Consider the following 18,384-nt stretch of genomic DNA (forward strand, 5'->3'; position numbering starts at 1 on the left):
TACAGGTGCCGGGGGCCACTGGCGCATCCGCCGTACCCGTCACCCCGCCCGGGCGGGGAAAGGCAGGAGCCCCGCCGCTCTGCTCGCGCAGAGAGGAGGGGCTCCTTGGGTACTGCTTTTCCAACCCGCGACTAGGTTGGCCCAGGCGACTAGGCCGGGGTGACGTTCTCCGCCTGCGGGCCCTTCGGACCCTGCGTGACGTCGAAGTTCACCGTCTGGTTCTCCTCGAGGGAGCGGAAGCCAGAGGCGTTGATCGCGGAGTAGTGGACGAAGACATCCGGGCCGCCGCCGTCCTGGGCGATGAAGCCGAAGCCCTTTTCAGCGTTGAACCACTTCACGGTTCCGGTAGCCATGAGCCCTCCTATGGGCCAAAGGGTCGCCCTGCTCCAGAACCTGCTAAGAAGTCTGAAAACTACAAAAGCCTGCGGGTCACATTCTCCGCAGGCCTCGTACTGCAAGGGAAACCAAACTGCAACTTGCGTCGAGCCTAGCACGCACCCTGCGGCCGAGACCAGAGGGAAAGATCACGTCACCCGGACGTTTGAGACCCGCTGGAAGGCTGACGCAGACTCGGGGACTAGTCTCGCGATGTGGACGTCTATCGCAGCCGGCCCCGCGTCGGCCACATTCAGTTCCTGAACTGCCTGCCCCTCTACTGGGGGCTGGCCAGAACCGGCACTCTGCTGGACCTGGAGCTGACCAAGGACTCCCCCGAGAAGCTCAGTGAGCGCCTCGTCCAGGGAGATCTGGACATCGCCCCGATCACCCTCGTGGAGTTCCTCCGCAACGCCGACCAGCTCGTCGCCTTCCCCGACATCGCGGTCGGCTGCGACGGTCCGGTGATGTCCTGCGTGATCGTCTCGCAGGTCCCCCTGGAGCAGCTCGACGGCGCCCGCGTCGCACTCGGCTCCACCTCTCGTACGTCCGTACGCCTCGCCCAGCTGCTGCTTTCCGAGCAGTACGGGGTACGTCCCGACTACTACACCTGCCCGCCCGACCTGAGCGTGATGATGCAGGAGGCGGACGCGGCCGTACTGATCGGGGACGCCGCACTGCGCGCCTCCCTGCACGACGCACCCCGGCTCGGGCTGACCGTCCACGACCTCGGGCACATGTGGAAGGAGTGGACCGGGCTGCCGTTCGTCTTCGCCGTCTGGGCCGCCCGCAAGGACTACCTCGCCCGCGAGCCCGCCGTCGTGCGGGAGGTCCACGAAGCCTTCCTCTCCTCCCGGGACGTCTCCCTGGAGGAGGTCACCAAGGTGGCCGAGCAGGCGGCCCGCTGGGAGGCCTTCGACGCGGAGCTGCTGGAGCGGTACTTCACGACGCTCGACTTCCGCTTCGGCCCCGAGCAGCTGGCCGGCGTACGGGAATTCGCACGCCGTACGGGACCGACGACGGGCTATCCCTCGGATGTCGCCGTGGAGCTGCTGAGCGCGGTGGTCCAGGAGTGCTGACCGGGTTTACCCGGAGGTAGTCCAAAGGTCGGGCGGTCGAATGTGCGGTTTACCGGGAATTCCGGCTCTTTTTGCATTTCTCGCCCCGCGGTGGAAATGCATAAAGGGTGACCGAGCTCCTTCCCCCGACCCGGCACCGCCTAGGCTGCTGCTCGGCCGGGCGGCACAAGGCGCCCGGGATCACGGGGAATTGGGGGACGCGATGCAGCCGCTCGAAGCGGGTGAGCCGCGGACCATCGGCGCGTACCGGCTGCTGGGCCGGCTCGGCGCGGGTGGCATGGGCCGGGTCTACCTGGGGCGCAGCGCCGGCGGCCGGACCGTCGCCGTCAAGATCGTGCACCCGCATTTCGCCACCGACGAGGAGTTCCGGGCACGGTTCCGCCGCGAGGTCGAGGCGGCCCGCCGGGTGGGCGGCGAGTGGACCGCGCCGGTGCTGGACGCGGACCCCGGGGCGGCGGTGCCGTGGGTGGCCACCGGATACGTGGCCGGGCCCTCCCTGGACCGCGCGCTGGCCGGGCACGGGCCGCTGCCCGAGGCCTCGGTACGGGCCATCGGCGCGGGGCTGGCCCGCGCCCTGGTGGCCGTGCACGGGCTGGGCCTCGTACACCGGGACGTGAAGCCGTCGAACGTGATGCTCACCCTCGACGGGCCGCGGCTGATCGACTTCGGGATCGCCCGGGCCACGGACGGCACGGCCTCGCTCACCTCCACCGGGGTCTCCGTCGGCTCGCCCGGCTACATGTCGCCCGAGCAGATCCTCGGCAAGGGGATCACCGGGGCGGCCGACGTCTTCTCGCTCGGCGCGGTCATGGCCTTCGCGGCGACCGGGCGGCCGCCCTTCACCGGGGACAACTCGGCCACCCTCCTCTACAAGGTGGTGCACGAGCCGCCCGAGCTCGGCGCGCTGCCGGCCGGTGAGCTGCGCGAGCTGATCGAGGCATGCCTGGCCAAGACGGCCGCGGACCGACCGGCCCCCGAGGCGGTCGCGGCGGCCCTCGGCGGGGCCCTGGGCGCCCCCGGCTGGCTCCCCGGCCCCCTGGTGGAGGAGGCCAGCAGGGCCGCGGTGGCGCTGCTGGACCTCGACGCCGATTCCCCCGAGGGCGGAGCGCCGCCCCGGGAGAGCCTGTCGGGGCCGGTCCCCTTCACGTCCTCTTCGTACGGGGGCGGGGCCCCGGCCGGTTTCGGCGCGCCGGACCCCTCGTACGGGGGCCCGGGCGGCTCCCCCTACGCCGTCCCGGCCGCAGGGCCGTACGGCGGTCCCGCCGGGACCGCCGGCGGGGGCGCGGACCCGGCGGCGGGCGGGGTGCCGCAGCCGCGGACCGCGCCCGACGGGCGGAAGGTCACCGTGACCGCCGCCGGGCGCCGGTTCAGCTGCACCGTGGTGCTGGCCGCGGCGGCAGCGCTGGCCGTGCTGTCCGGCGGGCTGTTCTGGATGGACCTGCTGCCGGGCCAGGGCGGCCGGGAGCGGGACCTGGCCGGGGACACCCGGCCCTCCACCCCGGCTCCGGCCGCGTCGGGCGTCGCCCCCGGCGCCACCCCGAGCGGCACCCCGAGCGCGAGCGGGAGCGCCGCGGCGCCCAAGGGGACCCGCGAGGACGTCCCCAAGGAGCTCATCGGCACCTGGAAGGGCACGGTCACCACCGCCCGCCTCGGTCTCTCCTCGGAGTTCGAGATCACCATCAGGGCCGGCCGGGTCGGTGAGGTCGTCGCCAGGGACAAGTCGGTCCTGGCCGTCCTCGGCACCGACTGCAGCGGCGACTGGAAGCTCTCCTCGGCCACCGACCGCTCGCTCGTCCTGGACACCTCGGGCGGACCCAACCCGGCGCCCGGCGTGTGCTCCAACGGCTCCGCCGACGAGCGCTTCACCCTCAACGCCGACGGGACCCTCCACTACAAGTCGGGCGACAGCCCGGCCGGAAACCCCGAGGGCGACCTCAGGCGCAGCCCCTGAATTCCGCGGCCGGCCCCAGGGCCTGACCGGCCTCACCGGCGCGTCAGGCCCTGGCGTAGGCTGGATCGGTCCGGACCTTGACACAGACACACCGCCGAAAGGTGACTCCCGGTGACCGACCAGGCCGTTCTCCAGTCTGTCCTCGACCGCGCCGCCGCGGGGGGCCGGATCACCAAGGAAGAGGCGCTCGACCTCTACCGCCACGCGCCGCTGCACGCGCTGGGCCGGGCGGCCGACGCGGTGCGCCGCCGCCGCTACGCCGGTACCGAGCACATCGCGACGTACATCATCGAGCGGAACATCAACTACACCAACGTGTGTGTCACGGCGTGCAAGTTCTGCGCGTTCTACGCGGCCCCCAAGGACGCGAAGAAGGGCTGGTCCCGCGACCTCGACGACATCCTGCGCCGCTGCGCGGAGACCGTCGAGCTCGGCGGCACGCAGATCATGTTCCAGGGCGGGCACCACCCGGACTACGGCGTCGAGTACTACGAGCACCACTTCTCCGCCATCAAGAAGGACTTCCCGCAGCTGGTCATCCACTCCCTCGGCGCGTCCGAGGTCGAGCACATGGCCCGCATCTCGGGCGTCTCGGCGGAGGAGGCCATCCAGCGCATCCACGCGGCCGGTCTCGACTCCTTCGCGGGAGCGGGCGCCGAACTGCTGCCGGAGCGGCCGCGCACGGCGATCGCCCCGCTCAAGGAGTCCGGCGAGCGCTGGCTGGAGATCATGGAGATCGCCCACAAGCTGGGCGTGGAGTCCACCTCCACCATGCTGATGGGCACCGGCGAGACCAACGCCGAGCGCATCGAGCACATCGCGATGATCCGGGACACCCAGGACCGTACGGGCGGCTTCCGCGCCTTCATCCCGTACACCTACCAGCCCGAGAACAACCGCCTCAAGGGCCGCACCCAGGCGACGATCTTCGAGTACCTGCGCATGATCGCGATCGCGCGGCTCTTCCTCGACAACATCGCCCACATCCAGGGCTCCTGGCTGACCGTCGGCAAGGAGGCGGGCCAGCTCTCGCTGCACTACGGCGCGGACGACCTCGGGTCGATCATGCTGGAGGAGAACGTCGTCTCCTCGGCCGGTGCCAAGCACCGCTCCAACCGCCAGGAGATCATCGATCTGATCCGCAAGGCGGACCGCACCCCGGCGCAGCGCGCGACGACGTACGAGCACCTGCTGGTGCACGACGACCCGGCGAACGACCCGGTCGACGAGCGCGTGGTCTCGCACATCTCCTCCACCGCCATCGAAGGCGGCACGGCGCACCCCGAGCTGAAGCTCATCTCCACGAACTGACGACGCCGGCCGACCGATGCTGACGCTGCACACCGCCGAACTCCTCGTCACCGGGCCGGGATCCGCGCCGCTGCCGGGCGGGGCGGTCCTCGTCGACGGCGACCGGATCGCCCGCCTGGGGCCGTACGAGGAGGTCGCCGCGGCCCACCCGCACGCCCGGACCCGCCGTTGGCCCGGGGTGATCACCCCGGGGCTGCTGGTGCGCGGGGCGGACGAGCTGCTGGAGCGCACGTACTACCCGGACGACCCGTACGAGGTCACCGAGCTCGGCGCCGACCCGATCAGGGGCGCGGCCGCACTGGACGCCCTGAAGATGACCGAACCGCGGTGGGGCAACAGCGCCCGGCGGGGCACGCAGCGGCTGCTGGCCCGTGGGGTGGTGGCGGTCTGCGGCCGCTTCACGATCCCGGCGGTGCGCACGGCGGTGTCCCGGTCCGGGCTCACCATCCTGCCGCCGGCCGCCTACGGGGGGCTGCCCGCCCTGGATCCCTTCGCCGGGCGGGCCGCGGCCGCGGAGGCGTTCCACGGGGTCCTGGAGGCGGGGGTCCCGGCGCGCTTCGCGGTCTTCGCGGTGGCGGACGAGGCCGAGTTGCTGGAGCAGGGCGCGACCACGTGCGTGGCCACGGTCATCGGTGGGCGGCTGCTGCACCGCCGTCGCTGACTCCGGTCTCCCCGCAGGGACCGGCGCCGGCGGCGCGCCGGGTGTCCTCGCGGGCGAGGGCGGCCAGCAGGCAGGCCTGGAGGCGACTGATGCCGCCCAGCTTCGCCCGTATGTTGACGACGTGGAACTTGACCGTACTGACGGAGAGTTGGAGCTCGACGGCGAGTTCCCGGTTGGAGGCCCCGGTGGCCAGGCACAGGAACACCGCCGACTCCTGCTCGGTCAACTGGGCGTCGACGGGTCTGTGCACGGGCGGCGGTTCCCCGCCCGGCGTGTCCTCGCGCGGCGCCTGCGCCGCCCCGCCCGGCTCCTCGTACGAGGGGAACCACGAGGGGACGCTGAAGCTGACGACGCGCACGGTTTCTCCTGTCCCCCCGGCCGACCGTAATGCGGTCGGCTCTCTCCCTATGGGACGGTCGGACCGGACAGGTAGGTTCCATTCGCGTCGAACGGCCAGGCGTTGGACTTGCAGCCGAGCAGCCCCTTGATCTGCTGCATCATGGCCGGAGCGGGCTTTCCGGGGGCGGGGCAGGTCTCGTGCTCGCGGCCGATCTCGTGCCCGACCTCATGGTTGATGATCAGCGCCCGGTACTCCTCGGGCGTGCCGCTGAACTGCGGCGAACCCTCCTTCCATCGCTTGAGGTTGACCACGACGGTGTGTCCGGCCCGGCAGTTCGTCTCGCCGATCAGCTCGGGCGTGAGCACCTCGCACAGGCGGTCGGTGGTCTTGGGCGTCGCGATCTTGACCGTGAAGTCCACCGGCTGGCCCGCCCCGACGAGCTGGAAGCCGTACGCCGGGTCCCTGGTCCAGCCGCGCGGGTCCCCGAGGATCGCCTCGACCGAGCGGGCGGCCGCCTCCGGGTCGACCCCGCTGCCCTCCTCGACCTCGATCCGCCAGCGGCGGGCGGGCCCCTTGCCCTGGGGCTTGCCCGCGGCGCTGGAGGCCGCGAAGACGCCGGGCCGGGCGGTCGTCGCGGCGGTGGACGGCGTGGGGGCGGTGGACGGCGAGACCGAGGGGGAGGCCGGGGCCTGCGGGGAGGGCGACTCCTGGCCGCCCTGCGGGACGGCGTTCCCGGAGCCGTCGGCGGACTCCCCGTCCGTAGGGTCCGGCTGGGCCGTGGCCTTGCCCGAGGCTGCGGTGGAGGCGTCGTCCTCGGGCAGCAGGGTGTATGCGGTCGCCGAGACCGCGACCAGTGCCACCGAGCCGAGGAGGATGGTGCGCCGCAGCCGCCTGCGCCGCTCTGCCCGGCGCCTGGCGCGCGGGCTGTTGCGGCGGGAGCGACCGTCGGAATGGCCTGCCGGCATCTGAAGCCCTCTGTTCGCGGCGGCCACTGCCGGACCGGCCACCATGGGGGCACACATCCGGTGGGTGACCCTCACCGGGCCGCACTCTCGTCAGTCAACGTGTCCGCGGGTGCGCGGCGTAACTGTCCTTCGGAACAGTTTCCGACATCCGCCCCACGACGGTCACAGTGGGTGGCGGTGGAGCCCCTGCGGCCCGGCGGGGGCACGGCCTGAGAGGATGGGTGCGTACCCGCCGATCCGCATCGCACACCGAGGGGCGAACGCCAGTGACAAGGGCTTCCCTGGACAAGCAGCCGCACGAAGTCGCCTCCATGTTCGACAGGGTCGCGGCGAACTACGACCTCACCAACGACGTCCTCTCCCTCGGCCAGGACAGGGTGTGGCGCAAGGAGGTCGCCAAGGCGGTCGGCGCACGCCCCGGGCAGAAGGTCCTCGACCTGGCCGCCGGAACTGCGACCTCCTCGCTGCCCTTCGCCGCCACCGGCGCGTACGTCGTCCCCTGCGACTTCTCCCTCGGCATGCTGCTGGAGGGCAAGAAGAAGCACTCCTGGCTGCCGCTGACCGCGGGCGACGCGACGAAGCTGCCGTTCGGGGACGACGTCTTCGACACGGTGACGATCTCCTTCGGTCTGCGCAACGTCCAGGACACCGACACGGCCCTGCGCGAGCTGTACCGGGTGACCAAGCCCGGCGGCCAGGTCGTCATCTGCGAGTTCTCGCAGCCCACCTGGGCACCGTTCCGCACGGTCTACACCGAGTACCTGATGCGCGCACTGCCTCCCGTGGCCCGCGCCGTGTCGTCCAACCCCGACGCGTACGTGTACCTCGCCGAGTCCATCCGCGAATGGCCCGACCAGCCGGCGCTGGCCGCCCTGCTGCAGAAGGCCGGCTGGTCCAAGGTCGCCTGGCGCAACCTCAGCGGCGGCATCGTCGCGCTGCACCGGGGCATCAAGGGCTGACCGCCGTGCCAGACGTCGCGCCCACGGACTACGGGCCCCTGCTGGAGCGGATCGCGGCCGACATCGCCCCGCTGATCGGCAGTGGCACTCCGGCCGAGTACATCCCCGCGCTCGCCGCCGTGGACCGGCGGCAGTTCGGCATGGCCATCGCCGACCTCGACGGCAACGTCTTCGGGGTGGGGGACTGGCAGGTCCCCTTCTCCGCGCAGTCCATCACCAAGGTCTTCGCGCTGGCCCTGGCCCTGGCGGAGGGCGGCGACAGCCTGTGGGAGCGGGTCGGCCGGGAGCCTTCCGGCAACCCGTTCAACTCGCTCGTCCAGCTGGAGTACGAAAACGGCATTCCGCGCAATCCGTTCATCAATGCGGGTGCTCTCGTGGTCACCGACCGGCTCCAGACCCTGACGGGCGACGCGAGCAGCGAACTGCTGGAGTTCCTGCGGCAGGAGAGCCGGAACCCGGACATAGGCTTCGACGCCGAGGTCGCCGCCTCCGAGCAGGAGCACGGCGACCGCAACGCGGCCGTGGCCCACTTCATGGCCTCGTACGGGAACATCGACAACCCGGTGCCCGCACTGCTGGAGCACTACTTCTGGCAGTGCTCCATCGAGATGAGCTGCGCCGACCTGGCCCGCGCCGGGCGCTTCCTGGCCCGGCACGGGCTCCGCGCGGACGGCAGCCGGCTGCTGACGCGCAGCGAGGCCAAGCAGATCAACGCGGTGATGCTGACCTGCGGGACGTACGACGCCGCGGGCGAGTTCGCCTACCGAGTCGGACTGCCCGGCAAGAGCGGCGTGGGCGGCGGCATCGTCGCCGTGGTCCCGGGCCAGTGCACCCTCGCGGTGTGGAGCCCGGGCCTGGACGCCCGGGGCAACTCGGTGGCGGGTGTCGCCGCCCTGGACCGGTTCACCACGCTGACCGGTCTCTCGGTGTTCTAGGGGCCGTCTTGGGCCCGTTCAGCAGCTGTCGCCAGGGGGGCATTCCTTGGCGAACTGCCAGAAGACGAAGAAGAGGAAGCACACGGCGAGGGACACGGCGCCCATCACGGCGAAGCGCCGGCGTGCTCGCCGGTGCCCGCCCGCGTACGCCAGCACCAGCCCGGCGACGGGAGCGACCAGCACGCCCGTGAGGCCCACCCACACCAGCATCGCGGAGAGGCCCCACAGGACGCTGTGGTCGTGAGCCGACACGGACAGGCGGGCGTTGAAGACGAAGACGGCCGGAGACGCCGCCCACCAGGCGGTCACCACGGTGGCCGTCCGCCGGACAGCGGCGGACGGCAGGGCAGAGCTGTTCGAGGGCACGGACATGCGCTTCCGCTCTAGAGGGTCAGTTCGTAGCGGCGGGCGGCGTTGCCCGACGGTGTGGTGCACTCCTCGGCCAGGGTCATGCCCAGGCGTTCCGCCACCGCCACCGAGCGCGCGTTGCGGGCGTCGATCATCGCCACCACGTGCGGCACCCCGGCCTCGCGGACCCGCTCCAGCGTGGCCAGCGCGGCGGCGAAGGCATAGCCCCGGCCCCACGCCGTGCGGCCCAGCCGCCAGCCGATCTCGATCTCCCCGACCGGGCCCCATCCCTTCTCCCGGGGCCACGGCTGGGCACCGGTGAAGCCGATCACCGCACCCTCCGCGTCCAGCAGGGTCCACAGGCAGTAGCCGAGCTGGGCGTCGTGCATGCGCTGGCGCGCGGTGATCTCCTCGTACGCGGACAGCTCCGCGGGACCGCCGAGGAACTCCATGACATCGGGATCGGCGAAGACTTCGTGCCAGGAGTGGGCGTCATCGTCGGTGGGCACGCGGAGCTGTACGGCGGGAAGCGGCCGGGTCGGCGAGGTCGTCATCGGAGGCACCCTTCGGATCGTGATCTCTCTCGCTGCATAGACTGCACACGTCCGGTGCCGAGCGGCACCCCTTATCGAGCCTTCGGGAGACCCCGCAGTGACCGAGCTCCTCTCCGAACACTCCGCGGACGTGATCGTCGTCGGGGCCGGGCCCGCCGGCTCGACCACCGCGTACTACCTCGCCAAGGCCGGATTGGACGTCCTGCTGCTGGAGAAGACGGCGTTCCCGCGCGAGAAGGTCTGCGGCGACGGACTGACCCCGCGCGCCACCAAGCAGCTGGTGGCGATGGGCATCGACATCTCCGAAGAGGCCGGCTGGCTGCGGAACAAGGGTCTGCGGATCATCGGCGGCGGGCAGCGGCTCCAGCTCGACTGGCCGGAACTCGCCTCCTACCCGGACTACGGACTCGTCCGCAAGCGTGACGACTTCGACGAGACCCTGGCCCGCCAGGCCCAGAAGGCCGGCGCCCGGCTGTACGAGCGCTGCACCGTCGGCGAGCCGGTGCGCGACGCGCGCACCGGTCACATCACCGGCGTGCACGCCAAGCTCGGCGAGGAGAAGACCCCGGTCACCTTCCACGCCCCGCTCGTCGTCGCCGCCGACGGCAACTCCTCCAGGCTGTCCCTGGCGATGGGCCTGCACCGGCGCGAGGACCGCCCGATGGGCGTGGCCGTGCGGACGTACTTCACCTCGCCGCGGCACGACGACGACTACCTGGAGTCCTGGCTGGAGCTGTGGGACCGGCGCGGCGCGCAGGACCGGCTGCTGCCCGGCTACGGCTGGATCTTCGGCATGGGCGACGGCACCTCCAACGTCGGCCTCGGCATCCTCAACTCCTCCTCCGCCTTCAAGGAGCTGGACTGGCGCGAGGTCCTCAAGGCCTGGTGCGCGTCCATGCCGGAGGACTGGGGCTACACCCCCGAAAACATGACGCAGCCGATCCGCGGTGCGGCCCTGCCGATGGCCTTCAACCGGCAGCCGCACTACACCAAGGGCCTGCTGCTGGTCGGTGACGCGGGCGGGCTCGTCAACCCGTTCAACGGCGAGGGCATCGCGTACGCCATGGAGTCGGGCCAGATCGCGGCCGACGTCATCGTGCAGGCCCAGGCCCGGGCCACCCCCGCGCAGCGCGAGCTGGCGCTGCACAACTACCCGAAGGTGCTCAAGGAGACCTACGGCGGCTACTACACCCTGGGCCGCGCCTTCGTGAAGCTGATCGGCAACCCGAAGGTCATGAAGATCGCCGCCCAGCGCGGTCTGACCCACCCGGTGCTGATGCGGTTCACCCTGAAGATGCTGGCCAACCTGACCGACCCGACGGGCGGCGACGCGATGGACCGCATCATCAACGGCCTCTCGAAGGTGGCCCCGAAGGCCTGAGCCGGAGGCCGGCGGCGCCTGCGCGGGCGCCGCCGGCCCGCTCAGCCTTCCGTGCCCGTGCGCGTGTCCGCGCCGGATTCCGCTCCCGTGGCCGGTCCCGGGACGGTTCCCGGGTCCGGGGCCGTACCCGCCTCCGGGTCCGGGTGGCCGTGCACGGCACGTACGCACCTGGCCAGCAGGAGCAGCCCGCACAGCAGCAGCACCCCCGAGGCGGTCCAGCCGAGGCCCAGCGCGAGCGGGTGGCCGGGCTTCTGCCAGGGGCGGGCGGTCGTCAGCAGCCAGCCGCCGACGGCGAGCAGGCCGAGGCCGAGCGCGGCCGGGACGGCGGTGGGGTCGCCGGTGCCGTCGTGCTCGTACGGCTTCGGGTTCACGGGACCACCACCTCCAGGGCGGGGCGGGTCGGCTCTGACGGTCAGGCGCGCCCGCAGCTATCTTCGCAGGGCTTCGGCCGGTTCCACACGGGCCGCCCGCCAGGCGGGATAGAGCCCCGCCAGCAGCCCGGTGACCAGGCCGGTCAGCGGGGCCGCGGCGACGGTGACCGGATGGATCACCGGGGTCCAGTCCCGCGCGACCGAGACGGCGACGACGGTCAGCTCGCCCAGCGAGGTCCCGACCAGGCCGCCGAGGGCCCCGAGGGCCGCGGACTCGGTGAGGAACTGGGCCGAGACATGCCGTCCCCGGGCGCCGAGCGCACGGCGCAGCCCGATCTCGCCGGTCCGCTCCAGGACGGCGACCAGGGTGGTGTTGGCGATCCCGACCGCGCCGATGACCAGGCAGATCCCGGCGAGCAGCAGGAAGAGCGCGCTCAGGTCGGCGGTGACACCGGAGCGCAGCATCCGCGGATCGGGCGGCGGGACGGACTTGAGGTAATCGGGGTGGTCGGGGCGCAGCGCGAGCGGGGCGAGCTCGGCGACCTGCCGGGCGGCGCCGAGTTCGGTGGCGATCAGCATGCTCGCGGCTCCGGGCGCCGGCGGCCCCCAGAGCTGCTCGGCGGTGGCGCGCGGGACGAGGACGGACATCAGGTGCTCGGGCCGGCGTTCGAGGTCGGCGACGATGCCCGCCACGGTGAAGGGCTCCTGGCCGATGTAGAGGGCGGGCCGGGTGGCCAGGGTCGTGATGCCGAGGCGGGCGGCGAGCCCGCTGCCGATGACGACGACGCGCTCGCGGCCGCGCTCGGCGAAGTCGTCGTAGAGCCGTCCCTGCTGGAGGGTCGGTACGAGGGCCGCGACGGCCCCGGGGGAGGCGGCGACGACGGCCGCGCCGGTGGTCGGGTCGCCGGCGCCCGACGGCAGGGGTCCGACGGCGGTCCTCGGGTCGAGGCGCACCGTCCACAGCACCCCGGCGTGCTCGATGCCCGCGACGGCGCGCAGCCGTTCCTCGGCGTCGGCGGGGAAGCCGGGCCCGGAGAACTCGTCCCGCTGGGCGGCGACGTCCTCGACGCTGACCTCGGTGGCGGTCAGGACGTTGAACCTGCCGTCGATCTGCGAGGAGATGGTGGCGGTGAGGCCGAGCACGGCCACGAAACTGCCCACGCCGAGGACGGTGCCGAGGGCGGTGAGCACGGCCCGGCCGGGGCGGCGCAGCATGCCGGCGACAGCCTCGGCCAGGGTGTCGCGCACGGACAGCCGGGTCGGTGCGACGGCGCCCCGCGCGCCCGCGCTCACGGGTGGAGCCGCCCGTCGCGGATGGTGACGGTCCGGTGTCCGCGCCGGGCCACCTCGGGATCGTGCGTGATGACGAGGACGGTCATCCCGGCTCCGTGCAGATCGTCGAGCAGCCCGAGGACGGACGCGGCGTTGGCGGAGTCGAGATTGCCGGTCGGTTCGTCGCACAGCAGCAGCGAGGGCCGCCCGACCAGGGCGCGGGCGATGGCGACGCGCTGACGCTCGCCGCCCGACAGCCGCCCGGGCACGGCGCCGGCCCGGTGCCCGAGACCGACCTGGTCCAGGGCCTCGCGGGCCCGTACGAGGCGCCGGGCGCGCGGGATTCCGGTGTAGAGCATGGCGAGGGTGACGTTCTCCAGGGCGGACCGGTGGGGCAGCAGGTGGAAGGACTGGAAGACGAAGCCGATCCGGCGGCCGCGCAGGGCGGTGCGCTCCCGGTCGGGGAGTGCGGCGGTGTCGATCCCGTCGAGGAGGTACCGGCCGCTGGTGGGGGAGTCGAGCAGTCCGGCGACGTTGAGGAAGGTGGACTTCCCGGAACCGGAGGGGCCGACGACGGTGATGAACTCGCCGCGCCGGACGGTCAGGTCGCAGGGGAGCAGGGCCTCGACGGGCGGCGGCCCGGGGTAGGTGAGGCCGACCCCGCGCAGCTCGATCACCGGGGTGCCGGCATCGTCGCGGCCGCCGTCGCCGCTGCCGTCGCCGAAGGCCTGCGTGCGATTCCGGGACCGCCGTGACAGGAGCCTCACCCGGTCTTCCCCCGGGTCTCCCCGGGCGCGACCCCGATCACCACTCGGGTTCCGGCGGCCAGTGCGCCCGCCCGGTCCGGGGCGACGGCCACGTAGCCGTCGCCGCGGGTGCCCGTGCGCACCTCGATGCGCCGCTGGGTGCCGTCCGCGGACACGGCGGTGACGACCGTACGTCCGTCCGCGCCGGCCGAGACGGCGGTGACCGGGACGACGAGCGCCTCGCCGTCGGTGGCGGCGGACTCGATGGTCAGCCGGACGTCCTGCCCGGCGAAACCTGCGGGCAGCGGCTGGTCGGCGCGGACCACCATCCGGAAGCCGAGATCGCCTCCGCCCGCGCCTGCTCCGCCGCCTCCGCCCTTGGCGTTCTGGCCGGGGTCCTGCTGCGGCTGCGGTCCGGCGGGCTGCGCGGCGGAGCGCTCGGTGGCGACCAGCGCCACCTTGCCGCGGACGTCCGTGCCGGCGGCCTCGGAGGAGACCACCACGGTCATCCCGGCGCGCAGCAGCTGCCGCTTGTCGTCCTTGAGGTAGGCCTCGACGACGAGTTCCCCGGCGGAGAGCGTGAGCACCGGCCCGGACACGGGGGCGCCCGGGCGGGCGGCGACCGAGCTGACGCGGGCGGGGTACGCGCCCAGGAACACGGCCTCGGCGGTGGGCAGCATCGGTCCGTCGGCGGCCTCGGCGGCCGCGAGCGCGGCCCGGGCCTCACCGAGCGCCTGCCGCGCCCGGGCGAGCTCCCGGCCCGAACCGGAACCGGAGGCGGGACTTGAAGCGGAGGCGGGGCCGCCGGTCGCCCCGGGGGCCGGTGCGGCCCCGCCCTTGCCGGATCCGCCATCCGCGGGCGCGCCCGTGAGGCCCGGACCCGCGGGCGCGGTCGGGCCGCTCGCGTCCTCCACGGCCCAGGTCGCGGTCCGCACGGCCTCCCGCGCCGACTTGAGCGCCGCGCCGCCGTCGGCCACGGCGGGCAGCGGCTGGTACCCGATGGCCCGGTAGCGGGCGGCGAGCGCGGCCTTCGTACCGGCCCCGAAGACCCCGTTCGCGTCGCCGCCCGTGCCGTGTCCGAGCTCGCGCAGCGCCTGCTGCAGCTGCGCGACGTCGTCGCCGGTGGCCCCGGGCCTGAGGTCGCGGTACATGGGCTGCACGCCGTGCAGGGTGAAGACCGGGCGCCCGGAGACCTCGGCGATCAGCTGCCCCGCCGCGACGGGGTCCCCGGCCTTCAGCGGCAGCTTCGTCACCAGGGCCGCCCCCGCACCCTCCCCGGAGCGCACGCCCTGCGGGGACACCGCAACGCTCTGGTCGGCGACCACCGTCCCGCGCATCACCACGGTCTGCGCGAGCACCCGCCGCTCGACCTCGGCGGTCAGGGCCCCCTGGGCGGGCGGACCGGTCTCCGCGGCCACCTGTGCGGGGGACTTCACCAGCGTGGTGGCCAGCAGTCCGCCGACCGCCATCAGCGCGGCCCCGCCGACGACCGCGAGCACCACCCGCCGTCCGCGCGCGAGCCCGCCGCGGTCGTCCTCGCCAGCCCCGGAGGCAGCCCCGGAGGCAGCCCCGGAGGCAGCCCCGGAGGCCGCCGGAGCCCCGCTGTCCGCCACGACGTGCTCCCGTTCGCTCATCTCTCGGGCCGGCACTTCTTCAACGCTTCGAGGTGGTCGCGCTTGAGCGCGGCCCACTGCTCGGGGGTGCCCTTGCGGTCGTCGATCTCGGCGGTGACCGGGTCCGGGTCCGGGTACCAGGAGACGCCCTCGGCCCGCAGGCACGCGGATTCCTTCTGCGCGGCGGCGACCTGCGCGGGCCCGGCCGGCTGCGGCTTCGGCGGGGGCGGCAGCAGCGGCTCGCAGGCCTTGTGCGCCTCCTCGTTCCAGGGCTTCGACTTGTCCTCGCGCGGAGCCCCGTAATCCGTGTGGACAATGGCCACGCCCTGCTTCTTCAAGCAATCGTAGTAGGCGATTTCCTCCGCGGTGGGCGGCGGACTGTCGCTTGCCACGGGTTGTCCGCTTCCGCCGCCGCATCCCGTCAGTGAAATGCACAGGAGGAGCAGTGGGATCGAATGCCTTGCGTGCACGACGGGTTTCCCTTGGGCGGTAGGAGTGGATTGTGCGCATCCGTTTGCAGGGTGGGGGAGGGGCGCGCGGCCAGATAGTAGAGAGCTGTGGCCGGTTGGGACAAGTTACCTATCAGACAGCAGAAATGACTGTCCATCAGCTGAGAAAAGACTTGTTCCGGCACCGGGTTCACTGTTGAATCCCCGCCGGGCGGAAAGGCATGATCCTGGCCCGCCCCGCACACTCCGACTTTCACCCGAAGAGTGAGGAAAGCGTGATGGACAACGCAATGCGGAAGCTGGCGGCGGGCTGTGTCGCCGCCGTTTCGGCCGGTGCCATTCTGCTGGGAACCGCGGGTCCGGCGGCCGCCTGGGCGCGCGACGGAAATCTGGAGAACCAGGAGTTCGGACTTTTCTACTGGCGTTCCCAGGGCGGTTGTGTCTTCGACCTGGTGACGAATGACGTGAACTTCAGCGACGACAAGTACCAGGGGTCCTGCTCGGCCAGCGGATCCTGGATCAACGACACCACCGAGTCCTACCGCAACCGGGACATCTACGCCTGGAAGGTCGGCACCGACAAGGACCTGGGCGGCAACGTCGGCGAGATCCCGTCGAACTACGCGGGAGACGCCTCCGACAAGTTCCGGAACAAGATCAGCTCGGCCAAGTACACCCTCCACCCGTAATCCGGATCCAGCAGAAGGAGTTCCACGCGATGCACAGCTCCCGGCGCCGCCGGCCCGCAGCCGCCCCGGCCGCCGCCCTGCTGACGGCCGTTCTCCTGACCGGCTGCGCAGGGTCCGGCGGCGCCGGGGGCGGCGAACCGGAACTCGGTCCCGTCGAGGTGAACCCGGCGACGGCCGCCCTGTCCCTTCCGATGGACGCGTACACGGACACCGAGGCCGAACGGATCCGGATGGGCCAGGTTCAGCAGGCCCTGGTCTCCCGGTGCATGGCGCGGTACGGCTTCACCTACGAGGGCGTGAGATCGGCCGAGGCCCCCGGCGCCGGGACCGAGGACCGCCACCGGTACCTCTTCGGTCTGGCCGATCCGCAGTTCGCGGCGGCCCACGGCTACGACAAGTCGGCCGGTTCGGGAACGCCGACCAAGCCCCGGGCGCCGGAGCTGAGCGACAGCGCGTACGTCGTGATGAACGGCGAGCAGCCCGGAAGCCAGGGCGGCAGGATCCCCGACGCGAACACCGAGGAGGAGGCCGCGACGGTGGACAGCGGCCTGACGGCGGCCGGGCAGAAGGTGCCGGCCGGCGGCTGCGGGCGGGAGGGGTACCGCAAGCTGTACGCCCCGACCAGGGACAGCGTGGACCTGCTCTTCACGTTCGGGCTGGCCTCGGAGGCGCACGACCGCTCCCGACAGGACTCCCGGGTTGTCGGCGCCCTCAAGAAGTGGTCGTCATGCATGGACAAGTCGGGATACGCCGGGATCGAATCACCGTACGACGTCGTGGAGAAGCTGGGCCTGGAGAACGACAGGGGCGGCCCGAAGGCCGTCACGGCGGCCAAGGCGGACGTCGCGTGCAAGCGGGAGGTGAACCTCGTCGGGATCTGGGGCGCGGTCGAGAAGGCATACCAGGAGCGGCTCGTCGAGGAGCACGCCGAGACGCTCACGCTCTACAGGAAGCAGCGGGAGGCCCGCTTCAAGCTGGCGGCCTCCCTGGGCTGAGAGGGCCCGCAGCGGCCCGGGAAGCACGAAGAACGGCCCCAGGGCCGGTACTCCACCCCCGAGCGGGGGAGTACCGGCCCTCGGCCGTTCACGGTGCTGCGAACTGAGCGGTGCTCAGAGGACGCGGACGGCGCCCGTCGGCTTGTCGTAGCTCAGGTTGCGCTCGACGATGCCCGTGCTGGGGTTCTGCGCGCCGACGAACTTGCCGCCGCCGACGTAGATGGCGACGTGGTAAGCGCTGCCCTTGGAGCCCCAGTACAGGATGTCGCCCGGCTGCAGGGCGTTCAGCGACACCGAGGTGCCGGCCGAGGACTGCGCCTGGGACATGCGCGGCAGGCTGATGCCGGCCTGACGGTAGGCCGCCTGGACGAGACCGGAGCAGTCGAACGAGGACGGACCGGTGCCGCCCATCACGTACGCCTTGCCGACCTGCGCGCGGGCGAAGTTGACGATGGCCGCGGCGGAGCCGGTGGCCGGGGCGGAGACGGTGCCGGTGCCCTGCGGCGCGGAGGCGCTCTTCAGCGTGGTGCGCTCGGTGCTGCGGCTGGAGCGCTCGGCCTCGGCCTTGCGGGTGGCCTCCTCCTTCGCCTTCTTCTCGGCCTTCTCGGCGTCGGCCTTCTTCTGGGCCTCTTCCTTGGCCTGCTTCGCCTCGGCGGCGGCGCCGGTTCGGGCGCTCTCCTCCTGGGCGGTCAGTTCGCCCTCGACGGCCGCGATGCGGGTGTTCTCGGCGGCCGTGGTGACGGCGGTGGAGACATCGGCCGCCAGGTCCAGGTTGAGGACCGGCATTTCGAGCGTCGTCTCGGCCACGGGCTCGGCGGACGGGGACGCGCTCGCGGTGCCGGCCATGGCCAGGGTGCTGAGGACGCCACCGGCAACTCCGGCGCGGACCGCGAGCTTCGAGGCGCTACGGCGGGGCTTCCGGTGGCTGGGTATGTGAGCGGTGTGGGACATGAGGACAACCGCTATCAGGGGGTCCGGGTTCCCTTCAAGAAACGTGGCTTGCGCCACAGTTGCGCGCGAAGGGCGCTAACCGGGCGCGTCTCGCTTCTTATTGACGCCGTAACGGGCGAAACGGACAGGCCCTCACAAGGCTGTGATCATGGGGTTTCGGTATTAAGTCCGAATTGATCCTTGACCTACCATCACTCCGCACAGATGGCCAAGCCCTCTTTCGGAAGCATCGATTCAGAGTGGCGCAGGTCACAGGGATGTCACGCCATGCGGACGCTGTGCTCCTCCCGTGACCTTCCTGTGAACGGCCCGAGAGGTTCGTGAACGGATGCACGCACTCGCGCGGCTCCTGGCTTGATCCTTTGCATCGCCCCCCGCGCGGCCGTCGGCGCTCCCGTCCGTCCCGCGCACGGCCCTCGTCTGCCCCGTGTCCACCTCC

At 72.3% G+C, this 18,384-nt stretch carries 20 protein-coding genes; 9 read left to right on the forward strand and 11 right to left on the reverse strand.

What is annotated here, in order from left to right:
• Positions 1-149: 149 nt before the first annotated feature.
• A complete protein-coding gene (locus ACWGE1_RS11140; RefSeq protein ID WP_030012116.1) occupies positions 150-353 on the reverse strand; it encodes a cold-shock protein in 204 nt (67 codons plus the stop codon).
• Positions 354-590: 237 nt separating this feature from the next.
• On the opposite strand from ACWGE1_RS11140, the gene ACWGE1_RS11145 reads away from it, so the two are divergent.
• From ACWGE1_RS11145 to ACWGE1_RS11160, 4 genes are all read left to right on the forward strand, one after another.
• Positions 591-1,454: a menaquinone biosynthetic enzyme MqnA/MqnD family protein gene (locus tag ACWGE1_RS11145; RefSeq protein WP_453420235.1), complete on the forward strand. Its 864-nt coding sequence runs from the start codon at positions 591-593 to the stop codon at positions 1,452-1,454.
• 202 nt (positions 1,455-1,656) lie between these two features.
• A complete protein-coding gene (locus ACWGE1_RS11150) occupies positions 1,657-3,405 on the forward strand; it encodes a serine/threonine-protein kinase (RefSeq protein ID WP_453420236.1) in 1,749 nt (582 codons plus the stop codon).
• 111 nt (positions 3,406-3,516) lie between these two features.
• Positions 3,517-4,716: a cyclic dehypoxanthinyl futalosine synthase gene (mqnC, locus tag ACWGE1_RS11155; protein WP_453420237.1), complete on the forward strand. Its 1,200-nt coding sequence runs from the start codon at positions 3,517-3,519 to the stop codon at positions 4,714-4,716.
• A gap of 16 nt (positions 4,717-4,732) precedes the next feature.
• Positions 4,733-5,377, forward strand: coding sequence for an imidazolonepropionase-like domain-containing protein (locus tag ACWGE1_RS11160; protein ID WP_453420238.1), 645 nt, complete (start codon positions 4,733-4,735; stop codon positions 5,375-5,377).
• Here ACWGE1_RS11160 and ACWGE1_RS11165 read toward each other — a convergent pair.
• Both ACWGE1_RS11165 and ACWGE1_RS11170 read right to left on the reverse strand, forming a co-directional pair.
• A complete protein-coding gene (locus ACWGE1_RS11165) occupies positions 5,343-5,735 on the reverse strand; it encodes a response regulator transcription factor (RefSeq protein ID WP_453420239.1) in 393 nt (130 codons plus the stop codon). The two genes, ACWGE1_RS11160 and ACWGE1_RS11165, sit on opposite strands and share 35 nt — an antisense overlap.
• A 47-nt stretch (positions 5,736-5,782) precedes the next feature.
• A complete protein-coding gene (locus ACWGE1_RS11170; RefSeq protein ID WP_453420240.1) occupies positions 5,783-6,682 on the reverse strand; it encodes a DUF3152 domain-containing protein in 900 nt (299 codons plus the stop codon).
• 266 nt (positions 6,683-6,948) lie between these two features.
• On the opposite strand from ACWGE1_RS11170, the gene ACWGE1_RS11175 reads away from it, so the two are divergent.
• Both ACWGE1_RS11175 and ACWGE1_RS11180 read left to right on the forward strand, forming a co-directional pair.
• Entirely contained in the window at positions 6,949-7,641 is a 693-nt protein-coding gene (locus tag ACWGE1_RS11175) for a demethylmenaquinone methyltransferase (protein ID WP_453420241.1), read from the forward strand.
• 38 nt (positions 7,642-7,679) lie between these two features.
• Positions 7,680-8,576 (forward strand): glutaminase, encoded by an 897-nt coding sequence (locus ACWGE1_RS11180; RefSeq protein WP_453420281.1) that lies wholly within the window; start codon positions 7,680-7,682, stop codon positions 8,574-8,576.
• An 18-nt stretch (positions 8,577-8,594) separates the two neighbouring features.
• Here ACWGE1_RS11180 and ACWGE1_RS11185 read toward each other — a convergent pair whose 3' ends face one another.
• Positions 8,595-8,948 (reverse strand): hypothetical protein, encoded by a 354-nt coding sequence (locus tag ACWGE1_RS11185; protein ID WP_453420242.1) that lies wholly within the window; start codon positions 8,946-8,948, stop codon positions 8,595-8,597.
• An 11-nt stretch (positions 8,949-8,959) separates the two neighbouring features.
• Complete coding sequence (locus ACWGE1_RS11190; RefSeq protein WP_453420243.1) at positions 8,960-9,478, reverse strand: GNAT family N-acetyltransferase; 519 nt, start codon at positions 9,476-9,478, stop codon at positions 8,960-8,962.
• A gap of 97 nt (positions 9,479-9,575) precedes the next feature.
• On the opposite strand from ACWGE1_RS11190, the gene ACWGE1_RS11195 reads away from it, so the two are divergent.
• Positions 9,576-10,859 carry a geranylgeranyl reductase family protein gene (locus ACWGE1_RS11195; protein WP_030722345.1) on the forward strand — a complete coding sequence of 428 codons (1,284 nt, stop codon included), beginning with the start codon at positions 9,576-9,578 and terminating at the stop codon, positions 10,857-10,859.
• Between the two features lie 41 nt (positions 10,860-10,900).
• Here the strand turns inward: ACWGE1_RS11195 and ACWGE1_RS11200 are convergent, their stop codons facing one another.
• The 5 genes from ACWGE1_RS11200 to ACWGE1_RS11220 are packed head-to-tail and all read right to left on the reverse strand — an operon-like array spanning position 10,901 to position 15,184.
• A complete protein-coding gene (locus tag ACWGE1_RS11200) occupies positions 10,901-11,230 on the reverse strand; it encodes a hypothetical protein (RefSeq protein ID WP_453420244.1) in 330 nt (109 codons plus the stop codon).
• Positions 11,231-11,287: 57 nt separating this feature from the next.
• Positions 11,288-12,523 (reverse strand): ABC transporter permease, encoded by a 1,236-nt coding sequence (locus ACWGE1_RS11205; protein WP_453420245.1) that lies wholly within the window; start codon positions 12,521-12,523, stop codon positions 11,288-11,290.
• Positions 12,520-13,269, reverse strand: coding sequence for an ABC transporter ATP-binding protein (locus ACWGE1_RS11210; protein ID WP_453420246.1), 750 nt, complete (start codon positions 13,267-13,269; stop codon positions 12,520-12,522). The genes ACWGE1_RS11205 and ACWGE1_RS11210 overlap by 4 nt, the downstream gene beginning before the upstream one ends.
• Entirely contained in the window at positions 13,266-14,882 is a 1,617-nt protein-coding gene (locus tag ACWGE1_RS11215) for a peptidoglycan-binding protein (protein WP_453420247.1), read from the reverse strand. The genes ACWGE1_RS11210 and ACWGE1_RS11215 overlap by 4 nt, the downstream gene beginning before the upstream one ends.
• On the reverse strand, positions 14,879-15,184 hold the full coding sequence (locus ACWGE1_RS11220) for a hypothetical protein (RefSeq protein ID WP_453420248.1): 306 nt from the start codon (positions 15,182-15,184) through the stop codon (positions 14,879-14,881). Before ACWGE1_RS11220 ends, ACWGE1_RS11215 begins: the two co-directional genes overlap by 4 nt.
• A 404-nt stretch (positions 15,185-15,588) precedes the next feature.
• Here ACWGE1_RS11220 and ACWGE1_RS11225 point away from each other — a divergent pair, with 404 nt between their 5' ends.
• Positions 15,589-15,999 (forward strand): hypothetical protein, encoded by a 411-nt coding sequence (locus tag ACWGE1_RS11225; RefSeq protein WP_453420249.1) that lies wholly within the window; start codon positions 15,589-15,591, stop codon positions 15,997-15,999.
• A gap of 29 nt (positions 16,000-16,028) precedes the next feature.
• Positions 16,029-16,994, forward strand: coding sequence for a hypothetical protein (locus ACWGE1_RS11230; protein ID WP_453420250.1), 966 nt, complete (start codon positions 16,029-16,031; stop codon positions 16,992-16,994).
• A 114-nt stretch (positions 16,995-17,108) separates the two neighbouring features.
• On the opposite strand, the gene ACWGE1_RS11235 is transcribed toward ACWGE1_RS11230, so the two are convergent.
• On the reverse strand, positions 17,109-17,945 hold the full coding sequence (locus tag ACWGE1_RS11235; protein ID WP_453420251.1) for a C40 family peptidase: 837 nt from the start codon (positions 17,943-17,945) through the stop codon (positions 17,109-17,111).
• Positions 17,946-18,384 lie beyond the last annotated feature (439 nt).

Source organism: Streptomyces sp. NPDC054932, assembly GCF_053610205.1.

Bases quoted from the DNA above. Each gene is read 5' to 3' on its own strand.
- ACWGE1_RS11140 (WP_030012116.1), bottom strand. From the start codon at position 353: ATGGCTACCGGAACCGTGAAGTGGTTCAACGCTGAAAAGGGCTTCGGC.
- ACWGE1_RS11150 (WP_453420236.1), top strand. From the start codon at position 1,657: ATGCAGCCGCTCGAAGCGGGTGAGCCGCGGACCATCGGCGCGTACCGG.
- ACWGE1_RS11160 (WP_453420238.1), top strand. From the start codon at position 4,733: ATGCTGACGCTGCACACCGCCGAACTCCTCGTCACCGGGCCGGGATCC.
- ACWGE1_RS11170 (WP_453420240.1), bottom strand. From the start codon at position 6,682: ATGCCGGCAGGCCATTCCGACGGTCGCTCCCGCCGCAACAGCCCGCGC.
- ACWGE1_RS11185 (WP_453420242.1), bottom strand. From the start codon at position 8,948: ATGTCCGTGCCCTCGAACAGCTCTGCCCTGCCGTCCGCCGCTGTCCGG.
- ACWGE1_RS11190 (WP_453420243.1), bottom strand. From the start codon at position 9,478: ATGACGACCTCGCCGACCCGGCCGCTTCCCGCCGTACAGCTCCGCGTG.
- ACWGE1_RS11215 (WP_453420247.1), bottom strand. From the start codon at position 14,882: ATGAGCGAACGGGAGCACGTCGTGGCGGACAGCGGGGCTCCGGCGGCC.
- ACWGE1_RS11225 (WP_453420249.1), top strand. From the start codon at position 15,589: ATGGACAACGCAATGCGGAAGCTGGCGGCGGGCTGTGTCGCCGCCGTT.
- ACWGE1_RS11230 (WP_453420250.1), top strand. From the start codon at position 16,029: ATGCACAGCTCCCGGCGCCGCCGGCCCGCAGCCGCCCCGGCCGCCGCC.
- ACWGE1_RS11235 (WP_453420251.1), bottom strand. From the start codon at position 17,945: ATGTCCCACACCGCTCACATACCCAGCCACCGGAAGCCCCGCCGTAGC.